Origin of the sequence: Exiguobacterium sp. s70 (assembly GCF_018618315.1) — a bacterium.
In the GTDB taxonomy this organism is placed as follows: domain Bacteria; phylum Bacillota; class Bacilli; order Exiguobacteriales; family Exiguobacteriaceae; genus Exiguobacterium; species Exiguobacterium chiriqhucha.
Window position 1 is genome coordinate 479377 of record NZ_JACSLV010000001.1, and the last position, 15282, is coordinate 494658.

18 protein-coding genes are annotated in these 15282 nt (G+C 52.6%); 5 read left to right on the forward strand and 13 right to left on the reverse strand.

The window, feature by feature from the left end:
• Nucleotides 1–27: 27 nt before the first annotated feature.
• Together KNP84_RS02455 and KNP84_RS02460 are read right to left on the reverse strand one after the other, a co-directional pair.
• Nucleotides 28–627: a helix-turn-helix domain-containing protein gene (locus KNP84_RS02455; protein WP_021066527.1), complete on the reverse strand. Its 600-nt coding sequence runs from the start codon at nt 625–627 to the stop codon at nt 28–30.
• A gap of 86 nt (nt 628–713) precedes the next feature.
• Nucleotides 714–1214, reverse strand: coding sequence for a PTS sugar transporter subunit IIA (locus KNP84_RS02460; RefSeq protein WP_021066526.1), 501 nt, complete (start codon nt 1212–1214; stop codon nt 714–716).
• A 206-nt stretch (nt 1215–1420) separates the two neighbouring features.
• Between KNP84_RS02460 and KNP84_RS02465 the strand changes: the two genes are divergently transcribed.
• Nucleotides 1421–3115: a M3 family oligoendopeptidase gene (locus KNP84_RS02465; RefSeq protein ID WP_215114144.1), complete on the forward strand. Its 1695-nt coding sequence runs from the start codon at nt 1421–1423 to the stop codon at nt 3113–3115.
• A gap of 11 nt (nt 3116–3126) precedes the next feature.
• On the opposite strand, the gene KNP84_RS02470 is transcribed toward KNP84_RS02465, so the two are convergent.
• The gene (locus KNP84_RS02470; protein WP_214835344.1) at nt 3127–3555 is read right to left on the reverse strand and encodes a carboxymuconolactone decarboxylase family protein; all 429 of its coding nucleotides are present in this window, start codon (nt 3553–3555) and stop codon (nt 3127–3129) included.
• A gap of 115 nt (nt 3556–3670) precedes the next feature.
• Between KNP84_RS02470 and KNP84_RS02475 the strand changes: the two genes are divergently transcribed.
• Nucleotides 3671–4102 (forward strand): Lrp/AsnC family transcriptional regulator, encoded by a 432-nt coding sequence (locus tag KNP84_RS02475; RefSeq protein ID WP_215114145.1) that lies wholly within the window; start codon nt 3671–3673, stop codon nt 4100–4102.
• An 8-nt stretch (nt 4103–4110) separates the two neighbouring features.
• Nucleotides 4111–4767, forward strand: coding sequence for a hypothetical protein (locus KNP84_RS02480; protein ID WP_215114146.1), 657 nt, complete (start codon nt 4111–4113; stop codon nt 4765–4767).
• 71 nt (nt 4768–4838) lie between these two features.
• Here the strand turns inward: KNP84_RS02480 and KNP84_RS02485 are convergent, their stop codons facing one another.
• The 3 genes from KNP84_RS02485 to KNP84_RS02495 form a co-directional block, all read right to left on the reverse strand.
• Nucleotides 4839–5729: an aldo/keto reductase gene (locus KNP84_RS02485; RefSeq protein ID WP_285800453.1), complete on the reverse strand. Its 891-nt coding sequence runs from the start codon at nt 5727–5729 to the stop codon at nt 4839–4841.
• Nucleotides 5726–6229 (reverse strand): cupin domain-containing protein, encoded by a 504-nt coding sequence (locus KNP84_RS02490; RefSeq protein ID WP_215114147.1) that lies wholly within the window; start codon nt 6227–6229, stop codon nt 5726–5728. The genes KNP84_RS02485 and KNP84_RS02490 overlap by 4 nt, the downstream gene beginning before the upstream one ends.
• A gap of 82 nt (nt 6230–6311) precedes the next feature.
• Nucleotides 6312–6641 carry a winged helix-turn-helix transcriptional regulator gene (locus KNP84_RS02495; RefSeq protein WP_200881502.1) on the reverse strand — a complete coding sequence of 110 codons (330 nt, stop codon included), beginning with the start codon at nt 6639–6641 and terminating at the stop codon, nt 6312–6314.
• 257 nt (nt 6642–6898) lie between these two features.
• Between KNP84_RS02495 and KNP84_RS02500 the strand changes: the two genes are divergently transcribed.
• Complete coding sequence (locus KNP84_RS02500; RefSeq protein WP_215114148.1) at nt 6899–8101, forward strand: MFS transporter; 1203 nt, start codon at nt 6899–6901, stop codon at nt 8099–8101.
• A gap of 10 nt (nt 8102–8111) precedes the next feature.
• On the forward strand, nt 8112–9059 hold the full coding sequence (locus KNP84_RS02505) for an LLM class oxidoreductase (RefSeq protein ID WP_215114149.1): 948 nt from the start codon (nt 8112–8114) through the stop codon (nt 9057–9059).
• 52 nt (nt 9060–9111) lie between these two features.
• On the opposite strand, the gene KNP84_RS02510 is transcribed toward KNP84_RS02505, so the two are convergent.
• From KNP84_RS02510 to KNP84_RS02540, 7 genes are all read right to left on the reverse strand, one after another.
• Entirely contained in the window at nt 9112–9957 is an 846-nt protein-coding gene (locus KNP84_RS02510; protein WP_215114150.1) for a pentapeptide repeat-containing protein, read from the reverse strand.
• Nucleotides 9958–10041: 84 nt separating this feature from the next.
• On the reverse strand, nt 10042–11295 hold the full coding sequence (locus tag KNP84_RS02515; protein WP_215114151.1) for a hypothetical protein: 1254 nt from the start codon (nt 11293–11295) through the stop codon (nt 10042–10044).
• A gap of 76 nt (nt 11296–11371) precedes the next feature.
• On the reverse strand, nt 11372–11800 hold the full coding sequence (locus KNP84_RS02520; RefSeq protein ID WP_021066516.1) for a CBS domain-containing protein: 429 nt from the start codon (nt 11798–11800) through the stop codon (nt 11372–11374).
• A 390-nt stretch (nt 11801–12190) separates the two neighbouring features.
• Nucleotides 12191–12991 carry an alpha/beta fold hydrolase gene (locus KNP84_RS02525; RefSeq protein WP_029594976.1) on the reverse strand — a complete coding sequence of 267 codons (801 nt, stop codon included), beginning with the start codon at nt 12989–12991 and terminating at the stop codon, nt 12191–12193.
• Between the two features lie 86 nt (nt 12992–13077).
• Entirely contained in the window at nt 13078–14190 is a 1113-nt protein-coding gene (locus KNP84_RS02530; RefSeq protein ID WP_215114152.1) for a M14 family metallopeptidase, read from the reverse strand.
• Between the two features lie 87 nt (nt 14191–14277).
• Complete coding sequence (locus KNP84_RS02535) at nt 14278–14679, reverse strand: hypothetical protein (protein ID WP_029594974.1); 402 nt, start codon at nt 14677–14679, stop codon at nt 14278–14280.
• 110 nt (nt 14680–14789) lie between these two features.
• Complete coding sequence (locus KNP84_RS02540) at nt 14790–15260, reverse strand: flavodoxin family protein (RefSeq protein ID WP_021066512.1); 471 nt, start codon at nt 15258–15260, stop codon at nt 14790–14792.
• Nucleotides 15261–15282: the final 22 nt, after the last annotated feature.

Here is a 15282-nt window from a genome sequence, read left to right on the forward strand (position 1 = left end):
ATGAAAAACCGTGGTCTCCCACGGCTGTCACTGCAATTTATACGATTTATCGACGACCCCGAACTCCGTGTATTGGAACGAGTTGTCAACGAACTGGTCTGGTACAAGTTGCTCGATATAGCGAGCGAACGGCACAATCCGATGCGTCGGTTCGTGCGAGCGTCCTAGGTCGAGCACAGCATCGACGAGCGCCTCGAGCGCATGATGTGACGTCGGTTCCTCGTCTTCGGCGAAGATGCGACGGAGTTCTTCCTCATGCATCAGGTCAAAGATGCGCATACGCGCCTCGAGCTGCCGCTGCATGTCCTCGGTCGACTTGCCGTGCATCGCCTCATCGTAGGCGAGCTTCATCTGTTCGAGCTCCGGGACCGTCCCTTTCATGAGCACTTTGAGCGACTCGCCCGTCCAAATATGGCGAGCCAAATAATTCGCGTCGATTTTGAGCGCCTCGGCGAGCGCCTCTATGTAAGGCATCGTCGGGTAGACTTCACTCAGTTCGGTCCGGCGAATAAAATACGGGGCGACGCCGATGCGGTCGGCGAGTGCCTCGACCGAGATGCCGGCCCGTTCACGTAAAATTCGAATCCGATCCCCATAACCCCGATACGGTGCGTTCTTTCCATCCATGTGTCTCTCCCCCTCTCTTTTTAGTATAGTTCCCGAATCCATAAAAAAATACTCGGAAGCGTATGCCTCCGAGTAAAATGTTCAACTTATTTTTTCGTCAATTCGACGACTTCTGTAGAACCGGCTGTGACCGTGTCGCCTTCAGCAACGAGTTTGTTCACGCCGAAGCTGTCATGGTTCGTGATGATCACCGGTGTGATCGTCGACGGCGCGTTCGCTTTGATGAAGTCGAGGTCGAATGTGACGAGCGTGTCGCCAGCTTTAACCGCTTGACCTTCTGTCACGTGCGTTTCGAAGCCTTCACCTTTAAGGTTGACCGTGTCGAGACCGATGTGAATCAAGTACTCGGCACCGTTGTCAGCGTTGATCCCAATCGCGTGTTTTGTCGGGAAGACAGTCGCGATTGTACCGTTGACCGGCGAGACGACTTTGCCGTCTGTCGGTTCGACGGCGATGCCGTCACCCATCATTTTTTGCGAGAACACTTGGTCAGGAACGTTCGTGATGTCAATGACCTTCCCTGTAAGCGGTGAAACCGCGTTAAGTTGTTCTTCTTTACCACCGAATAGTTTTTTAAAGAATCCCATAGCTTAATCCCTCCAACATGTTCTGTTAATCAAAGTCTTAGCTTTTATACCCGAAAAGCTTCCTCTTCAATCCCTACCCTATAAACGGTATAGTTGTAATAAGGTAGTGCGAATTCGTTTACACATCGTAAGAATACGAGTGTGCAATCGCTTTTGCAAGCCCTTTTTACACTTTATAAAAATTTCACATGATGGAGGCGCTTACAATGACGACTTTCACAAAATTGTCATATGAACGGCCCGACTTGGACGCTCTAAACAGCCGATTGTCGGACTATTCAGTCGAATTGCAACAAGCGAGCACACTCGAGGAAGCGAACGAATTGATTCGCCAAATCAACCAGGAACGGAACGAATTCGAGACGCAAAGTCAGCTCGTCTCGATCCGCCACTCGATCGACACGCGCGATGCGTTCTACGAGGCCGAGCAGACGTTCTTTGACGATGCCTTGCCGGTGTACGAAAAAGAAGTGCAGGCGTATTATCGCGTTTTGACCGAGCACGACCTACGCAACCAACTCGAACAGGAATGGGGCAGCCAGTTGTTCGAACTTGCCGAGCGCGCCCTCAAGACGTTCGAAGAGTCGCTCATCCCGAAACTTCAAGAAGAGAACCGATTGGCGACCGCTTATCAGAAAGTCATGTCAGCGGCCCAAATCGAATTCGACGGCAAGACGCTCAACTTGTCTCAGTTCGGCCCGTATCTGCAATCCCCTGACCGTTCGGTGCGAAAAGCGGCGTCCGAGGCCCGTTATACATATCTCGCCGACAACGGGGACGAACTCGACCGCATCTACGGCGAACTCGTACGCGTCCGGACCGACATCGCTCACGCGCTAGGCTTCCCGTCTTTCGTTGAGCTCGGTTACGCCCGGATGCAACGTGTCGGCTATGACGAGTCGAAAGTCGACAACTTCCGCAAACAAGTGCGCGACGTCATCGTCCCGCTCGCGACGACGTTAAAAGAGAAGCAAGCGAAGCGGATCGATGTCGATGCGCTCACGTACTACGACGAGTCGTTCGTCTTCCCAGATGGCAACGCGACGCCACAGGGTGACGAGGCGTTCATCATCGAAGGCGGGAACACGATGTACCGTGAACTCTCGAAAGAGACGGACGAGTTCTTCCAATTCATGCAACAGCGCGGCGCCCTCGATCTTACGGCGAAACCGGGCAAGGCCGGAGGCGGCTATTGCACGTACCTCCCGTCTGAAGGTCTCCCGTTCATCTTCTCAAACTTCAACGGGACGGCCGGCGATATCGACGTGCTCACGCATGAGGTCGGTCACGCCTTCCAAGTGTACGAGAGCCGTCATTTGACGACGCCGGAATATGCGTTCCCGACATACGAGGCGTGTGAAATTCACTCGATGTCGATGGAGTTCTTCTGCTGGCCATGGATGGAGCTGTTCTTCGGCGATCAAGTCGACAAGTACAAGTTCAATCACTTGGCCGGAAGCATCACGTTCTTGCCGTACGGTGTCCTCGTCGATGAGTTCCAACACGTCATCTACCGCAACCCAGGAATGACGGCCGCTGAACGTCGCCAGGCATGGCGCGACCTTGAGAAGGTATATCTCCCGCACCGCGACTATGAGACGAACGACTATCTCGAGTCAGGCGCTTGGTGGCACCAACAAGGACACATCTTCCAGAGCCCGTTCTACTATATCGACTACACGCTCGCGCAAGTGTGTGCCTTCCAGTTCTGGGTGCGCATGCATGAGGACCGTGAGGCGGCGTGGAGCGATTACCTCACGCTCTGCCAAGCCGGCGGTAGCCGCTCGTTCCTCGAGCTCGTCGAATTGGCCGGTCTCAAGTCACCGTTCGAGGACGGCGTGTTGAAACAGACGGTCGGACAGATTGAAGACTATCTATTGAAGCATCCGCTCGCGAACTAAAACGAACCCACTCACGTCAGCGTGAGTGGGTTTTCTCGTTCCAGCCCGAGCATGGCGCCGACGTACTGTGAAGCCGTCATAAAGGCGATGAAGGCGCAAAGCTCACTGATTTCGGCATCTGTGAAAACGTCTTGGAGCACACGAATTGACGAGGCTGGCGTGTCGCCTTTCAGTTGTAAGAACACATCGGCGAATCCGACAGCGAGTGACGTCCGTTCGTCGAACGTATCCGGTTCAGGTTTTCCTTTTGCCCGGCAGTAGTCACACCCGTTCTGTTGGGCAAGCGTTCGCCGTACCTGTTCTTTCAACTCGGAGGACAGCTTCCCGTCGCCCGCTAATATGTCTCCGAGCGTGGACCATTGTCGCATCACGTCCTCATCGTGGCCGAGCAAGCGTTCAAATGGGGTCTTTCCTTTTGTCGATGGTTGAATTCGTGTCATTGTTATACCTCCTGATTTCAGTATAGAAGGTGTCTTTACGATTTCCCATTTCATTCTGAATGGAATCACGGTACAATACATGCCATATCGTACGAGATGAGGAGGATTTCGTTCCATGCTTAAAATCGATGACACAGACAGACTCATTCTCGCCGAACTGGCTACAGACAGCCGCCTCTCGATGAGCGAACTCGGACGTCGCATCAACTTATCAGCCCCGTCCGTCGGCGAACGTGTTCGACGGCTCGAATCGTTCGGCGTCATCAAAGGTTACACGATCGAGGTCGATCATGACTTGCTCGGTCAACCGATTCAATGTCTGATTGAGGCGACCGTAAAGAACGGGAACTATGAGGCGTTCACACGCTTTCTTCAGGCTTATTACAACATCGCCTTTTGCTATCGCATTTCTGGAGACGCTTGTTTTCTCATGAAGATGTACTTCACAACATTCGCCGAAGCCGAACAGTTCATCGATGCTGCAATCCCATACGCGCACACAAAGACGACGTTCATCTTCTCTGAAATTGATGTACAAACTAAGTAGAGTGAATCATGAGATATTATATCGAAAAGACGAAAAACGCCTATGAATCATTCTGGTGGTTATCCGATAATCTAGCTCCACAGTGGAGAAAGAATCGGCCACCGCTTGAATCGTTTAGTATTGTAGGAGATCGATTAATCACATATGAAGACGGGCTTTTATTCAAAACAGTATGTGATGAATTATTGTTGCGTCATTTTATGACAGATAAGAGTGAAGCGAACTATACGTTTTGGTGGCTAGGTATTATCGGAAATGAATCAAAAAGAAGCGAGAAAATCGTTCATCACTTTAAGTATTGGAAAGAACTCGAAAAAGATTATGATGTACATGGCTTTACATCAAGAATAGAAGAGCCCATCGTAGTGCATGAAGAGTTAGGTTACATCGGAGTAGCCGAATTTGATTTGAACGCTTTACCTTTGGCAGTAGAGATGATGAGAGGTTCTTCTAAGACAGGTTGCATTGTACTCAAAGAAAAAAGAGAAAATGAGGCATCTAAAGAAATCATGCAAATCGCGTTGGCGCATGAAGTTGAGCTATGCTCCGTGTTCAGCTTTTCAAATCTAATCCCGGCACTCGCATCACGTCATTACAATACATGCCTTTGGAAGTTTTATAGCACTGAAGAAGAATTGTGTTGTTTTTATCGAACAACCAATTAAGTTAATCGATTCAAAGGAAAGGGTCCAGTCACGAATAATCAGTGACTGGACCCCGCTTTTATGGACAAGCTTCAAATTACATCTAACGGTTCTTTCCCACTCGGTGGCGGGAACGCCTCGTCTAGCGCGTTAAAGTCGTCCTCGGTCAAGTTGAGGAGCATCGCCGCTCCGTTCTCTTCAACGTGCGCTTTTTGACCCGCTTTCGGGATGGCGATGACGTTTCCGCTCCGCACCGTCCACGCGAGCAAAATTTGGGCCGGTGTCGCGCTATACGCCTCGGCGATTCGGTTCACCGTCTCGTCGTTGAAGACTTTCTCTTTCACGTCGCTTCCTTCGGCGAGCGGGGCGTAAGCCATCATCGGGATGCCCTGCTCCTGTAAGAACGGCAACAAGTCGTACTCGACACCACGGCTGCCGAGGTGATACAGCACTTGGTTGACGGCGCAATGTTTCCCGTTCGGCAAGGCGAGCAGTTCTTTCATGTCGTCGACATCAAAGTTCGAGACACCCCACGCTCGAATCTTACCGTCCGCCTTCAACTGTTCGAGCCCGTCGACCGTCTCCTCGAGCGGGATGTTCCCGCGCCAATGCAGGAGATATAAGTCGAGATAGTCCGTACCAAGCCGTTCGAGCGTCGCGTCACACGCTTGGACGAGTTTGTCGCCCCCGGCGTTATGCGGATACACTTTCGAGACGAGGAACACGTCTTCTCGCCGGTCTTGGATTGCTTCACCGACGAGCGACTCCGCTTTTCCTTCCCCGTACATCTCGGCCGTATCGATGACGTGCAACCCGCAGTCGAGTCCCGTCCGGAGTGCCTCGATCTCGGCTTCCCGTTTCGATTCGTCTTCTCCCATGCGCCATGTGCCTTGCCCGAGGGCCCTCATCTCACGCCCGTCTGGCAGTTCAGCCACGTGTTGTTTCAATGCCGCCAAAATTAATGTATGTGGAATGCGGTTCATGCCATCTCCTCCTTCGTCCATTGTTCGTGTAACGGTCCAGTCGTCCCGAAGACGGGATCGGTCGCCGGCTTGTCGACTCGTTCAATCCGTTGCAAACTGTCCGGTCGCTCTTCCGGTTTCCCTGTCAACGTGTCGTAGTCGCGTCCTTCCGGATACGCACCGACGATGGCGAAATCTTCACTCGCCTCGAGACGGCGATGTCCCGTCCCGGCCGGTAAAATCAAGACGTCCCCCGCTTGAAGCGAGACGAGGTCTCCCGTCGCACCACCGAGTTGAACCGTAGCCCGGCCCGATTTCACGCCGAGCACTTCATGTGTGTTGCTGTGGTAGTGATGGTAATCGAACACCCCGTTGACCCAGCTGTTCCCCCAGCCGTTATGTTCGAACGTCTCTTGCATGCCGTCCGTCTCGTCGAACACGCCTCGGTATAAAAGCACCGGAAAATCTGGATTGTTCGGAATCGAACCGTCGTCTTCAAATCGATATGTCTTCATATCCATTGTCATCCCCTCCTTTGTCTCTTGTGACTGTACCCGACATGAGGCAACAAAAAACGGCTGCTCGGCATGAGCAACCGTTTCGTCAGGAGATGACGTCTTCCCCTGTCTGTTCAATATGTCCTTCGCCCCAGGCACACATCGCATCCAAAATCGGTTGGAGCGACCAGCCATAGTCGGACAGGGAATAGACGACTTTCGGCGGGACTTGTTCATACACCGTGCGGATGATGACACCGTCCGCCTCGAGCTCGCGCAACTGTTGCGTGAGCATTTTTTGCGTGATGTTCGGCATGAGCTTTTTCAATTCGCTCGTCCGGCGTTCCCCTTTGATGAGATGACACATAATGACGACTTTCCACTTGCCGCCGATGACGTCAAGCGTCGCCTCGACCGGGATGTTGTATGGCATGATGGTTCCTCCTTATGGACCGGGATAGGTACTTTTCGGTGCCTATCGTACTTGAAAGTGCGTACTTCCCAATTAAATTCGATGGACTTATGATAGCAACTGTAGCTCAGTTATACAAGTTCATCTCACCAGTAACCTCTTCTTGAGACAGTAAGGATCTTTTTCGACCGTACTGGACAATAAAGAAGATGGGAGATGCTCGAGCTGCCTCGAGATGAAGGGCCCTCATCTCAACAAACATTCTTTAGGAGGAATTACTCATGAATCAACCGTACACCCAACCTGTCGACAAACAGGCACCGAAAAACGGAGGGCTGGCACTGCTCGCCCTCGCCATTAGCGCCTTCGGCATCGGGACGACCGAGTTTGTCCCGGTCGGCCTGCTCGCATCAATCGCCAGCGACTTGAACATCGGCATCACACTCGCCGGTCTTATCATCTCCGGTTATGCCATCGGCGTCGCCGTCGGTGCGCCGATTTTGACGGCACTCACGAACCGGATGAATCGCAAGACGTTGCTCATGGCACTCATGGTCGTCTTTATCGGCGGGAATTTGGTTTCTGCCCTGTCGACCAGTTTTGAACTGCTGATTGCCGCCCGGTTCATCACCGCGTTCGCACACGGTGTATTCTTCTCCATCGGGGCGACAATCGCCGTACAGCTCGTGCCACCGCATAAAAAAGCGAGTGCCATCGCACTCATGTTCACCGGCTTGACGGTCGCGACCGTGACCGGCGTCCCGCTCGGCACGTTCATCGGTCAAGCGTTCGGATGGCGCGCCACGTTCTTCGCCGTCGCCGCACTTGGGATCGTATCAATCATCGCCAGCTTCTTCTTGATTCCGAAAGATTTGAAACAGTCGCCGCCCGCGAAGTTCTCCGATATGAAGAAATTGCTCACGAACGGCCGAATCATGCTCGGCTTCTTGATCACCGCACTCGGTTACGGCGGAACGTTCGTCGCCTTCACGTACTTGACGCCAATCATGCAGGACGTGACGAACATCAGTCCGAGCTTGATTAGTATCGTCCTACTCGTCTACGGGATCGCCGTCGCCATCGGCAACTGGGCAGGCGGAAAACTCGCCAATGAAGACCCGGCCAAGGCGTTGTTCTATATGTTCATCGTCCACGCCGCAGTCATGATCGTCATGTCGTTCATGATTCCGTTCAAAGTTGCGGGACTCATCGCCATCGTCTTGATGGGACTGCTCGCCTTCATGAACGTACCTGGCCTTCAACTATATATCGTGCAGTTGGCAGAGAAGTATGTACCGGCTGCGGTCGATGTCGCGTCGGCGCTCAACATCGCCGCCTTCAATATCGGTATCGCACTCGGTGCGACCATCGGTGGGTTTGTCGCGGACTCAATCGGTCTCGTGCATACGCCTTGGGTCGGTGGCATCATGGTCATCATCGCTGTCATCTTGACTGCCGTCTCACGTCGTTTGGAAGCCAAATAAGGAGGACACCATGTTCAACAATCATGTCAGCTACAATCGGATGTATCGGGAGGGCGAGCTCACGCTCGGCCTCCACATCCCGTTAGAAAATTTCAAGATGCGCACCCCGACGCTTGAACGTCAAATTGAGCTCGCCCAACGAGCAGACGACTATGGCTTCACGGCGCTCTGGCTCCGAGATGTCTTGCTGAAAGACCCGAACTTCCTAGACCCGGCCGTCGGACAGATTTACGACATGCTCATCTATGGGACACACTTGCTCGGTCAGACGAAACGCATCGCCCTCGGCACGTCCGCCCTCGTCTTGCCACTCAGGCACCCGCTCCGTTCGGCGAAAGAAGTCGCGACGATTGAAGCCTTGTGCCCAGAACGCTTGATTCTCGGCATCTCGTCCGGTGACCGTCGAGCCGACTTCAAAGGACTCGGGGTCGACCATGCGACAAGGGGCGAGCAGTTCAAAGAGTCGCTCCGTGTCATGGAGCAGGCGCTCTACCACAACTATCCGACCATCGATTCGTCGTACGGCGAGGTCCATGAGGCGACGCTCGTTCCCCGTCCGAAAAAACGCATCCCGACGATGATCACCGGGTTCGCGCAGCAGGACATGTACTGGCTTGGGCAACACGGGGACGGGTGGATGTATTATCCGCAGGCCCCGTTCGCCCAACAGCAAGTACTCAACGATTGGCGCGAATCAGGTCGGACGCATGGAAAAGGGTTCCGTCCGTTCTCGATGCCGATGCATCTCGATTTGGCGCATGACCCGGACGAACTGCCGACTCCAATCCGGCTCGGCTTCCGTGTCGGTCGCAATCAGTTAATCAAACTGCTCGAGGCGTATCGGGCCATCGGCGTCAATCATCTGTTCTTCGCCTTGTTCGACGGAGAGCGTCCGGCCGACGAGGTCATCGAGGAGCTCGGGGAATATGTGCTCCCCCATTTCCCACCGCTTTCGTAATACTCATGTACTCAAAAAAGACGACTTTCCTACATGGAAGTCGTCTCTTGCGTTACAGCCAGTGGCTCGGTCGCGTGTAAACGGGTGCCAGTCTTGTATGCCGGTCCCCTTTCATCGCGTTCACTTGCATCTGTGTCAAAAACAGACTATCAGTCAACGTTGCTCCTCGCACGTCCAAATCTCGCACGTCTGCCCCCATGAAATCGACATAGGACAGGTCTTTCCCACGTAAGTTAGCACCAATCAACAAGGCGCCTCGATAACACGTGCCTCTCACGTCACGCTGACTCACGTTTCGTCCAATCAAATCGGCCCGATCTTGCTCATGTCGTGACGTCAACGTCAGGCCGTCCTGTTTCAATCCTTCCGCACGTATGTGCTGACTGAGTCGGACGAACAACGGGCGGACTTGTTGTCGGAATGCCATCAGCGCCGTCCCGGTCAACTGTTCAGGCGGCAACTCACGGAAAGCCAGTAGCTCTTCCAATAACGTCTCGAGTAACCGAGCATCGTGCTCAGGGATCTCCCGTGTCAGGATGTCAGTGATGTAGAGCAACAGCTCATGGACTTGGCTCATGATTGGCACCGTCGCGAACATGCGCGTCCCATCGACCTCCCCCTCCCGCCAGCTTCGTCCGTGAAACGTCACTTGTGACACGAACTGCCCGGCCCCGAGACAGTCGTACACCGTACATCCTTTGAAGCCCCGCTCACGCAGTTCGGAATGGATGTTGCAGGCATACGAATCTGCCAAATGGACACACGGCTGTCCTGCGGGTTTATCAATGGGGAAATCCTCAGATTTCAAGTAGTGGAACGCCACACAACAGAGACCGAAACAATTCGCACAATCCGGTTTGAGCGATTCACGCAGCATATGTAAATCGGGCATCGCCATCCATTGTCACTCCTTCCTTCTATGTCTTGACTCTATACGTATAAGTATAAGGAATGTCCCTATTTTTCCATAGTCTTTATTCAATCAATTAGCGTTGCCTTCATCCTTTTTCCCATAAAGCAGTTGCTCCCTCGTTCGCCTTTTCTGCTCTGCCTCGGATATTTCTTCGTAAAGCGCAATCACGGCATCGAACGAACTTTCGACGTCGATTCGTTGTTCCAACAGTTGATCAACATAGAATCCGTGACGTAAATCTTCGAGATGGAGTCCCGCTGTTTGATTGAACATCATCTCAAACTGCTCTTTTGCTCTTTGAATCTCGTCACGCGGTTCCCGATCCGTTAAACGCCGCTGGTCGAAGGGGTCTGTTGAATGAATGAGCTCGTCCCACGCTTCCGGTGACAGTCTGGCTTTCCAATAATCATAGCCCGATTCAAAGCGTTGCAACGGTCGGCCTGATGGAAACGACTTTTCAGCATACGCTTCGTACAGTTTTCGCCAATGCTCGAAAAACCAATTGATCAACGCCATGTCCCAATCCATGAACATTTCTGATTTGTCATGCTCGACGTATTGGACCCTTCCGCCTTGATACGTCACCTCATAACGAATCGTCCCTTGAATGGACTCGTCGCGATAAAACATGTCATGGCGATACCTCATATTATCTAAATCGAGATTTGCCGGCTTCTCATACGTTTCGAGTGCACTCGCAAGTGATTGGACCGCTCCTGTCGTCAAATCGGTGAACGTCACCTCAATCCGCTCGATGGTTCGGTGTGGCTCCAGAATCCCTTCGTTGTAACAGAAGGCCAAGACGAGCGGTCGTAGGCTGTCCGTCGAATCGGGAATGACAATCCATTCATGCAGTAGCGGGTCATGGTAATAACCTTCTTTGATCAATGCTTTTGTATTGAGGTCATCATTTTCAATAATTGAATACAGCAGAGTGTCGAGGTGTTGAATTTCACCGTATGGGATCATCCCATAGAAGTTTTCTTCGATTACGTCACCCGACCGGAAGTCCCGACCACTGCGCCACTCCACGACAAAACGCCATCGTTCGATGAGCCACCATACCCACTCACCGCCGTTCATACCGGTTTGCCATTCATTACGTTCATAGCCGACCCACTCGTCTTTATCGTACGAGACGGACTGAGAGGTCCCGTCTTGGTAGCGGACCTGATAGGTGAAGATGCCATGTAACGTGTCTCGATGAAGCAAAGAATAGGCGGACTCATTCATAAACAGCATGAAATCGATGAAGTTCACCGCTTCCTCAGACCCTGCCTCTTGAAACCATAGCTCAATCGATTCAATGACTCGTGCTTCCATCTATAGCTCGCCTCCCCGTTGCTTGTACTCACACATACAAAAACCAACCTGCTTTCACACAGGTTGGTCCGTTCGTTCAGTTCACTTTATTCTCGAGCTGTTGCAACTTCGTCGAGTAGTACTCGATGATGTCGCGGCGCCGGATGATACCGATGAAATACTTCCCGTCATCGACGACCGGCACGAAGTTTTGATCCGTGATCGCATCGACGAGCTCCTCGATTTGCGCCGTGATGGCGACCGGCTTATACCGTACGCGTTGCTTGATGTCTTTCAACCGTGTCCGGAGCACTTTTTCGTAGTCTTCTTCCCCGCGAAGCTGTTCGGCGAGTGCCCAGAGTAAATCCCCTTCTGTCATCGTCCCGGCGTAAAAGCCGTTCTCGGATACGAGCGGCACCGAGGTGAAGCGATGATGCTTCATCTTCTCGAGCGCTTGACGTACCGTCGATTCCGGGTCTAGATATTTGACGTCTTCTTTCGGATATAAAAAGAAAGCGATATTCATGTACAATCTCTCCTCAATCTAAAAATCCACCTCTTCATTGTACCATGTATTAGGGTCTAGTCAGCACAAATTGACCATCTAATCTGCATCTGTTCTGTCAAAAGGAGGTTCATTTCATTTTTCTGATGAAGCGTTTCCAGACAAGCTATTCGCATTGTGTGACAGCACACAAACAGGCACGGCCCGGAGCGGCTTCTACAAAGCCAATCTTGACCGTGAATCAAACCTCTTGTCTCACATATATTGTTGACCAATCTAAACGAAATCACCCGAAACGGCTTCACTGTAGCTATACCCGACTAGAAGTCATTCTAGCCTCAAAAACCGTAACAAACATGCTACAGATAGCCATTAAAAAAAGCCTAGGAACGTCCTAGGCTTGTCACACACTCAAATAAATTCGAGCAACGTCTTGTTGAACTTGGCCATCTCGTCGAGGACGGTACCGTGACCGCTCTCCTCGAACCGCTCGATGCGGGAGTTCGGGATCCCTTTTTCCATCTCGAGCGCGAACTCGAACGGACAAATCTTGTCATGCACGCCATGGATGATAAGCGTCTCGACATTGACTTTCGGCAAGTCTTCGCGCAAATCTTCATCTCGGAGTGCTTTCGCCGAAGCGATCGTCCCGTGACTCGACGCGACGAGCGACAGATGATGGAACCAGTTTTGCATCGGTTTCGAATGTTCTTTCTCGAAGAAAATCTCACCGAACCCTTCGAGCATCTTCGGTCGGTCTTTCAACGTGTCTTCAATCAACGCGTCGACCTCGGCTTGCGTCATACCGTACGGATAGTCCGGACGTTGCGTGAACACCGGTGCCGCAGCACCTGACAGGACAAGTTTCTTCAACCCGTCATCCGGGAAATCGACGGCGTAACGGATGGCGATTGCCCCACCCATCGAGAAGCCGACGAGCGTGAAATCTTTGATGCCAAGCCCGTCAACGACCATGTGCACGTCCGACGCCATCGTCGCATAGTCATAACCTGTCGCCGGTGCATCCGACTTGCCGTAGCCACGATAGTCGATCCCGACGTAACGGTAGCCTGCTTCGAGCAACGCATTCTTTTGATACTCGAACATGTTGTTGTTGGCCGGCCAGCCGTGCAAGAAGACGACGGCATCGCCTGTCCCGACGTCTTCCACGTAAATACTCGTTCCATCATGTGCTGTAATATAGTTCCCCATTGGTCAAAACCCCCAGTTGAATTGTTGAGCGGCGTGCGTGTTTGCCCACAACCCACTTTTTCCCGTTTGACCGAAGTGGAAACCTGTCAACTGTCGCGCCAGAGCGATTCGGCTTTCAAGACATGCTCAATCGCCGCCGCTCCTTCGCGTAATACGGACGTCCGCCACGACTCATCTTCCGGATAAAACATGGCCATGAATTCTTTTCGAATGCCGTTGCGGGCTTCCGGGTCTTTCGTTCCTTCAAAGTAGAGCCGGTTCTCGAGAATAATCGTCAAAAACTCGCGAATCGTCGCTTTCGTCGACGTCCCGAATGTCCCGAACTCGAACAACGCCGAGACGAGTTGTTTGCCCGGATAGTGCGTGTCCCGTACGTAATAAAAATGGTTCGTCGAGTCTCCGAGGACGTCGGTCGGGTCATACGTCTGGATATTTTTCAATCCGTATGTCCGCTTCAGTTCGTCCGCATCACGCCCGTCCCGTTCACTGATGACCATCGTCACCTCGTTCGTCGGACCGAGCGCCGTGTGCCAATCCATGTGGATGACGCGGTCGTAGCGGTCGAGCAAATCGTGCTGAATCTCCTTTAAAAAGATGGCGGACGGTTCATCTGACTCGCCGCCGTAATAGACACCTTTCGGGAACTGATACTGTCCCATGCCTTTCGCCTCGGTCATCGCGTCAAACCCGTCGAGCTTGATGCCAGATCCGAGGAACGAGTAGATGTGTTCGCGCGCCTCATGGTAATCATCGATGACGCCGTCCGGGACGAACAAGTGCCGCATGACCTCATATTCTTTATTGACGTTACGCGGGAGGGCCTTCCGGTCGATGACATAGTTTCGGTTCAAGTCGACGTTATGTTCATTGACGCGGCGGAAGTGTTTCATTCCCCACGGATTGACGGCATGGATGAGACAGATGCCGGTCGACTCGTGCCGAAGGTTTTCAAGTTGCGTCTCGACGAACTGGTGTGTCACGGCGGCCCCGGCGTACCCTTCGATGCCGTGCTCCCCGACTGTCATGAGAAGCACCGCTTCGCGTGATCCCGCAGGTTCACCGATGATGACATCAATCGTATCCTCGCCGATTGAGTGGGACATCACGCGGGCCGTCGGATAATAGGGTTTGACGCGGTCGAGCAGGGCGAGAAACTTCTCGCGCGACTCTTCGTATGATGATGAAAAATACTGACTCATAGTGACTCCCTCCATTCTAATCTTCTGTATCCCATTCCCATTCCTGGCCAGACTAAAAACGCCCCCTTGAGGAGACGTTTTCTACGCTTAGTGGGCACCGGCCTTCGTGCCCCGGTTCTGACGGCGGAATTCGAACAAATAGACGAGCGGTGCGAGTAGGACCGCTCCGAACACCCAATACGCGCCCGGAGACACGAACAGCGTCTCGAACGCCCGGAAAAACCAGGCGACGAGCGAGAAGCCGACGACAAGTTCGGCCGTCCAGATGACGCCACGACGCACGGCGAGCATGAGCGTGTTCGTTTTTTGGAAGAGGGCTGCGAGAAAGGCAATCAAAAAGGCCGGGAAGCTACTGAGCCAAAGCATCCGATTCATCGTCGACTCGGCAAAATACGTGTTTCCGAGCGATACCGTGATCACATAATGCGCAACGAGCACCAACAAGACGACAATCCAACCCATGAGGACGTCACGTTCCCATTTTTTCATCATTCTCCCTCCGTTCCATACAAAAGAGCTACCCTTATATTTACCCGTTTTGCGAACGCTTCGGACAATTCCGCGTCAAAAAAGACGCGTCCCATAAGGAACACGCCAGATTATTTGTCCATCAAGTGACGAGCCCATTCGGTCGCCCGCTCGAGCTCTCCGTCTTTGAGTGGACCTTCTTTATCAAGGACGATGAACGACTCTTTCAACACCGGTTCCGCTCCTTTGTCCAATAAGAGCTGCTCGATCCGGGTCGAGGCGTGGCCGAACCATTTGACGATTTTTCCGACGAAAAAGCCTTGGTCTTCTTCAGCCATGCTCGTATCGAATGCCGCAGCCCGGATGCCTCGGAGCGCATGATCCGACAGGCCGTCTAAAAAGGTTTTCACGTCCTCGGTCTCGCGCCCGCCATGCGTCGGCGAACCGACGACGAACAAATCGAGATTGGCAAGGTCGCCGTATCCGACGTGACTGATTTGCATGATGTCAACTTGGTGCAAGTCGCTGAACCCGTCCTTGATGGCATATGCGACTTTTTCGGTACACCCGTACATCGAGTCAAAGATGATGAGGATTTTCATAGAATATCCCTCCATTGAGTGA